This window comes from Pseudomonas sp. 05T35, assembly GCF_056396605.1.
The window spans coordinates 1-6,150 of record NZ_JBFTLU010000258.1; the positions used below are offsets into that span (position 1 = coordinate 1).

A 6,150-nucleotide genomic window follows, 5' to 3' on the forward strand; every position below is an offset into this window, starting at 1 on the left:
GTCCTGCATCAGCGCCAGCAATGGCGACACCACCAGCGTCAGGTGCGGCAGTAACACGGCCGGCAACTGATAGCACAAGGATTTGCCGGAACCGGTCGGAAAAATCGCCGCCGCCGAGCGCCCGGCCAACACCGCACTGACCGCCGCCTCCTGGCCGGGCCGAAACTGTGGATAACCAAAGACCTGTTCGAGGGTGTTGTGCATAAGCTGTCACTCCGTTGACTGCTGCCATGCCGAAAGCCTAGCCGGCCAAAGCAGCGAGTCGAGAAAAGGTCGGGCGCAAAAGAGATACGGAATGATACAGGGAGGGAGTGTCGCAAGAGCACTGATCGTTCCGCGCCAGGCGTGGAACGATCGTAAACGAATGAGTCGGGCCTACATCTGGGCCCTACAGTCGACCCACTTCACACCGTTGCKCTGATTCGCCGCAATCAACGCGGGAACGGCTTTCGGTGCCTTGTCGTGGATGTCATGGAACAGGATGATCCCGCGGCGCCACAGCAGCATCAGGGTCTGCACGCGCTGGGTCGCGGCATCTGCGTTGATCTGCTTGCTCCAGTCCTGGGAGTCGATGCCCCAGAGCATCACTTTCAGCCCCTGAGCCTTGAAGAACCCGGCGCTGTCGCTGCGACGCTGGCCATACGGCGGGCGAAACAACGACTGATAGTCATCCGGAACCGTACCGCGCACCAGCGTCACCGAACGGTTGATCGACGACTGCCACTCGCTCCAGGCGCTGTGGGACTTATGCTCCCAGCCATGCAGGGCGACGCACTGACCTCGGTACAATTCGCGCATTTTGTCTGGCGAAGATTTACGCAAACGCGCCTGAAAGGGCTCGCCAAGCACAAAGAACACGCCGTGCAGATCGTTCGCCCGCAGTACGTTGGCCACGGCGTCTGTGTGCTTGTCGATGCCGCTCGGGCCATCGTCAAACGTCAGCAGAAACTGCCGGTCAGCCAACTCATCGCCGGTCAGTTCGGCGCTGTCGAAGCGCTCGATCTCGCTGCTGATCGTTGGGAACAGCGCGGCCAGGCGCAGTTGCTCGTTCAAATACTGCTCGTGAAATACCCGGCTGACCGAAGCCCATGCGGCATAGGCCGGGCCGACCTCGCCGGTGAAGCTAGCCGCCTGCTGACGCAAATCGTCGAGGCCACGCACCTGTGGACAAAACAGCTCGGCTGCGCAGTTCTGGCTGGCACTGCGGTAGTTGCTCAACAACCGGTCCCAGAAACGCTGGCGCACCTGCTCCACGGATTTGAACTCGACTTGCTTCACACCCAAACGCTGCTTGAGGGCGTTTTCGTCCAGTGCTTCGCTGGCCAGCAACACCTTGCCGAACATCAGCATCTCGGCGCGCGAGGCCGTATCGAAACCCGCCTCAGTGACCAACGAACCTGGCCAGCCGCCACGATCAATCGTCGCGAACACCGCCGCACCTACCGCGTGCGCAGTGTTTGCCCACAGGCAACCGAGCAGTAAAAAAGTAAAAGCCCGTAACCGCATACCCAGCTCCTTAAATGCACAACGCGCCGATAGCGGCGCGTTGTGGGGTCAACTCAACGCAAACCAATCAGCGGTTTTGCACGCGCTCGATCGCCTTGTCATACACCGGGTTGGCTTTTTGCTGCTTGGCCAACTGGTAATGACGCAATGCGTCGGGGAACTGATTCGCCGCTTCATAGATACGGGCGATGTTGTAGTAGGAACTGGCGCGAACAGTGGCAGCCGAATTGCCGCTGGCCAGCGCGATAGCCTTGCGGTTGGCCCAGATCGACTCGGCCGTGTTACCGGCCTTCTGATACGCCAGACCCAGGTTGCTGTAGGCCTGACCAAAACCGTTGTTCAGTTCGATAGCCTGACGATAGAAGTCGATCGCCTGCGGCAGGTCGCCGGCGTGGTAGGCCGCTTCGCCTTTCTGGTTCAGGTTTTTCGCATCCGACAGCGCCGAAGTACTGACCGCCACGGCAGTAACGGCCACGTTGTCATCGAGCAACGGCGAGACTTCGTTCAACACGCTCTTGGCATCGACCTGCGAGCCCGTGAAGTTGTTGATGTCCTGGAAATCGCCACTGCCGGTCATGCGGAACACGGTCCACAGGTTGCCACTGCGGTTTTGCGGTACGTAGTAAGTGCGCACCAGYGACTGGCCCATGTACACGAACACTTTGGCCTGGCTGTTGGAGAGTGCACGCGAGTTCGGATTGCCGCTGTTGCTGAAGTCATGCACGGCGTAAACGTAGCTCTCGCCGTAGTGCTTTTTCTCCAGGGTGATGGTTTCCGGGCCATAGCTGGTGGTGTCGTCCACATCCAGGTTGGCATCGTCGCCATGTTGGCTGCCGAAGTAGATGTTGTTGCCGGGGAAGATCATGTGCGAGTCGAGGTCCGACGGGGTCGCGCCCCAGGTCAGCACCACACGCAGGCCATCGAGGTTGGTCATCACCGGGCTGATGGCATAGGTCATGCCCTTGCACGGGCACTTAACCACCAGGTTGGAATAACCCGGCTTCTTGATGATCAGCAGGTTGCTGGCGTCATCGGCAAAATCGGCGGTCAGGCTGACCTGGCCCTGAGCATTGGTACGCCCCACCACGTTCTGTGCGCCGTTGCGTTGCAACAGCACTTCAGCGTCGGCGATCTTCTGATCCTTGACCACCGCACTCAACACCTCGATCGGCAGTTGTTCAGCCTGCGCAGAGCCAAACGCGGCCCACAGCGACAAAATCGAAGCCATACGAAGCAATCGCATACCTAATTCCCTTTAAGTGTTTAAACAGACGCCTAGAAACGTCCTACGGATTCTGGCGCGCACCATACCGAAATTTGCAGCGTTTCGCCTGACAATTGCGTAGGAAAATTGATCTCTAGGGGAATCGCCGTGAAAAAACTCGGGCAGTGCGTAGTCCTGCGCTTTGCGATGGACGCAGAGCGTCACCGGATGCGTTACCACGCGGAGCGTGGGAGCGATCAAGGGTGTTGTGCATAACCTGTCACTCCGTTGACTGCTTCCATGCCGAAAGCCTAGCCGGCAAATGCAGCGAGTCGAGACAAGGTCGTGGGTAAAACGCTACAGATTGATACACCCGGAACTACAAATCAGCTCACGGGAGAACGGTATTATCGGTAAGGTTTGCGCTCACACACTGCGTCTTCCAATTGAAAACGCTATCGTCCGCGAGCACCTCATCATGGCAGGAAGCCTGATGTGCGCGGATGCCACACATGAAGGACCACACCATGCCTCAAACGCATCTCCCACCCTGTTTTTCGCGCTGGTCGCGTACAACCCTGATGACCCTGCCTCTGCTGTTGACCGGATGCCTTACGGTGCCTGAAAAGCCCGGCGTCGAACCTGCAGCCCAGGCCTTCGAAACACCGGAATACCACGCCCAAAAAGGACTGGCGATCATCAAGGCATCAGCACTCTACGCCCGCGGTGGTAGCGGTCAGGGCGTAAGCGTCGCGTTGGTCGACTCAGGCCTGAATGCCGACTTGCCCGAGTTCTCGGGACGTATCAGCGATCAAGGGTACGACTACGTTACCAACAGCCCCGGCACCTTTGACAGACTCGGCCATGGAACACAGATGGCCGGCATCCTCGCTGCAAACAAAGACGATCAAGGCATGCACGGTGTTGCCTTCAATGCTCAACTGATCCCGTTGCGCTTTGGTGATGACGATGAACCATTCTTTTTCGACAGCGAAATCGCCCAGTCATGGAAGTATGCGTTCGATAAAGGTGCACGCATTTTCAACAACTCCTGGGCCAATGCCATCCCGGCCACCGAGATAACCGAATCCCGTTACAACCAGGTCATGCCCGAGTCCCTTGTCGCGGCGCGACAGTTGGTCGATGACGGCGCAGTTTTCGTCTTTCCGACAGGTAATGAATTAAAACGCGAACCCCTCGCTGAAGCGGGTCTGCCTTTGGCGATTCCTGAACTGGAGAAGGGTTGGATTGCTGTCGTCGCCCTGAAACAGGATGGTACGGCCATTAACGCCAAATCCAACTACTGTGGCGTGGCCAGGCGCTGGTGCATCGCCGTACCCGGTGGAGACTCCGGCCCCGACGCAGGCCTGCAAACCACCCTCAAGTCCGGCGGTTACGGTCAAACAGCCGGAACCTCACCTGCTGTGGCCATCGTCAGCGGCGCACTGGCGGCCCTGCAAAGCCACTACCCGCACATGAGCCCACAACAACTTCGCGACCGCCTGCTGGATAGCGCAAACCGAACCGGTATCTACGCTAACAGTGAGGCTTATGGTCGGGGCCTGCTGGACCTTGAAGCCGCCTCGCGTCCCGCACCAGACGCCGTGGCCAGGTAAGTCAGTCATTGCAGTGTCGATGCACAGCAGCCATCGAGACGATCGCTGCTGTATTCAGTTCCCCGAGCATTATCTCCACCCGCCAGCACTCGCTACGCAATCGACTGCGTTTCAACTTACGAAATGCCCTACACATTCTGGCGCCTGACCTACTGCTGTTCTATTCGCCACGCCTGACAGGCGCGTAGGAAACACGACGTTTCGGCAGATCGCTGAAAAAACCTCGAAAACTACGTAGGCCTAAGCCTCAGGGCCTCGTAAATCCCCTACAAAGTCTGTCCATTCACGCCGTCTTGCTGCGCTTTGCCGAACCTCTCTATAGTTTGCGACGTGGCTAAACCCCGTGTGTCGGCCTGCAGGAGCGACGTCGCGACTTCCTACTGGACACGTTCAATGAACCCGCTCGATCCGTCTAACAACCGCTATCACCCACTCAAAACCAGCTACAGCGAAACCCCGGTTATGGTCATCGATACCGAGGCCAACCCCCACGCCATCCTGGACGCCGCCCGACAACGCATCCGCGCCTCCAGCGACCTGCTCGAAACGCTGTATTGCCTGTGCTTCAAACAAGCGGATGTGAAAGACATTCCGAATATCGTCAATGCGCTTTATCTGCTGACTCAGGATGGGAGTGAGTTGCTTGAGGTGGCACGGCAGCGGATGGCGAGGTGAAAAACACTGCTCGTTCCCGCGCGCGTGGGAACGAGCAAAAAAACCAGACATCCTACGTCGGCAGACAGACCGATAGACACAGCCTTACCAATCTTCGTCCCCGTCCTACAACCTCGTGCTCCTTGTCGGCTATCGCCAGCCGACACACCATACCTATAGTCGTGACTGTCGCTGCCAAATCAGCGGCTCGGGCTTGGTCACCCGGACGAGAGGCACACACTTCCCTTAAATAGAGGCGCTCCTCAATGACCACATTAAATCCGTTTGTAGATCGCTACCGCCCACTTCAAACCAACCTCACTGACACCTCGCCCCTGATCATCGACATAGAGGCCGACCCGCAAGACATCCTCGAAGCCGCGCTACAACGCATCCGCGCCTCCAGCGACCTGCTCGAAACCTTGCACTGCCAATGCTTCAAACACGGCGACGTGAAAGACATCCCCCACATCACCCACGCCCTGTACCTGCTGACTCAAGATGGCTGCGATCTACTCCAGGTTGCCCAGCAACGCATGCTGAACTGGAAAGCGCCGTCCTGAAGTCCGAGTGAACAGATCGTTCCCACGCTCTGCGTGAGAACGATCGAATGCAAAGCATTGAAAGCCGTCATCAAACACTGGAGATAACCATGAGCATGTTTTTTGATGAGCTGATGAAAAGCGCGCAACAGATGGACGAGATCGTACGGGGTGAACGCCTGCCTTCCCGCGAATTCCATATTGACGCGTTGCAAGTCAAAGAAATTCGTAAGCGCGGGAACGATCAACTGCGTAGCAAGGGCCTTCCACCCAAACCCTACGCCCCATAACATTCCTGCATGCCTCAACCGGACTGTTAACCATGAACCTCGCCCCCAACTTCCCCGACGACAACGCCATGCAGTTACTCATGCAGTTGCTGCACGAAGAGCTCGGCTTGCCCGAACGCAAAACCATCAGCCTCAACACCTCGATCAATTTCGACCTCGGCTGCGACGGCTCAGACGCTCGGCACCTGATGGAAGCCCTGGAAGAACAGTTCGCCATCGACTTCGTCGACTACGACGCCTATCGCTACTTTCAGCCCGAAGGCTTTGACGTGTTTCTCAAACGCCGGGCGAAGGGCCGTGGCGACAAAGTCCCGCTGACCATTGGCATGCTCTACCAA

Annotated in this window: 7 protein-coding genes and 1 pseudogene; 5 read left to right on the forward strand and 3 right to left on the reverse strand. The window is 57.9% G+C overall.

Translation table 11 applies throughout. The features are described from left to right. The 3 genes from AC1DH9_RS19015 to AC1DH9_RS19025 all read right to left on the reverse strand — a co-directional run. The coding region (locus AC1DH9_RS19015) for a DEAD/DEAH box helicase (RefSeq protein WP_477808584.1) at window positions 1–204 on the reverse strand (204 nt) is incomplete at its 3' end. Window positions 205–375: 171 nt separating this feature from the next. Beyond that, the gene (locus AC1DH9_RS19020; protein WP_477808585.1) at window positions 376–1,506 is read right to left on the reverse strand and encodes a polysaccharide deacetylase family protein; all 1,131 of its coding nucleotides are present in this window, start codon (window positions 1,504–1,506) and stop codon (window positions 376–378) included. Between the two features lie 67 nt (window positions 1,507–1,573). Then, window positions 1,574–2,749: a tetratricopeptide repeat protein gene (locus tag AC1DH9_RS19025; protein ID WP_427543353.1), complete on the reverse strand. Its 1,176-nt coding sequence runs from the start codon at window positions 2,747–2,749 to the stop codon at window positions 1,574–1,576. A 542-nt stretch (window positions 2,750–3,291) separates the two neighbouring features. Here AC1DH9_RS19025 and AC1DH9_RS19030 point away from each other — a divergent pair. From AC1DH9_RS19030 to AC1DH9_RS19050, 5 genes and pseudogenes are all read left to right on the forward strand, one after another. Next, window positions 3,292–4,326, forward strand: coding sequence for a S8 family peptidase (locus AC1DH9_RS19030; RefSeq protein WP_427543356.1), 1,035 nt, complete (start codon window positions 3,292–3,294; stop codon window positions 4,324–4,326). Window positions 4,327–4,719: 393 nt separating this feature from the next. Further along, window positions 4,720–5,001 (forward strand): hypothetical protein, encoded by a 282-nt coding sequence (locus tag AC1DH9_RS19035; protein ID WP_427543359.1) that lies wholly within the window; start codon window positions 4,720–4,722, stop codon window positions 4,999–5,001. 245 nt (window positions 5,002–5,246) lie between these two features. Next, window positions 5,247–5,543 carry a hypothetical protein gene (locus AC1DH9_RS19040; RefSeq protein ID WP_427543362.1) on the forward strand — a complete coding sequence of 99 codons (297 nt, stop codon included), beginning with the start codon at window positions 5,247–5,249 and terminating at the stop codon, window positions 5,541–5,543. Window positions 5,544–5,632: 89 nt separating this feature from the next. Then, window positions 5,633–5,755: pseudogene (locus AC1DH9_RS19045) on the forward strand (transcriptional regulator); the annotation flags it as partial. 89 nt (window positions 5,756–5,844) lie between these two features. After that, the coding region (locus AC1DH9_RS19050) for a DUF1493 family protein (protein WP_477808586.1) at window positions 5,845–6,150 on the forward strand (306 nt) is incomplete at its 3' end.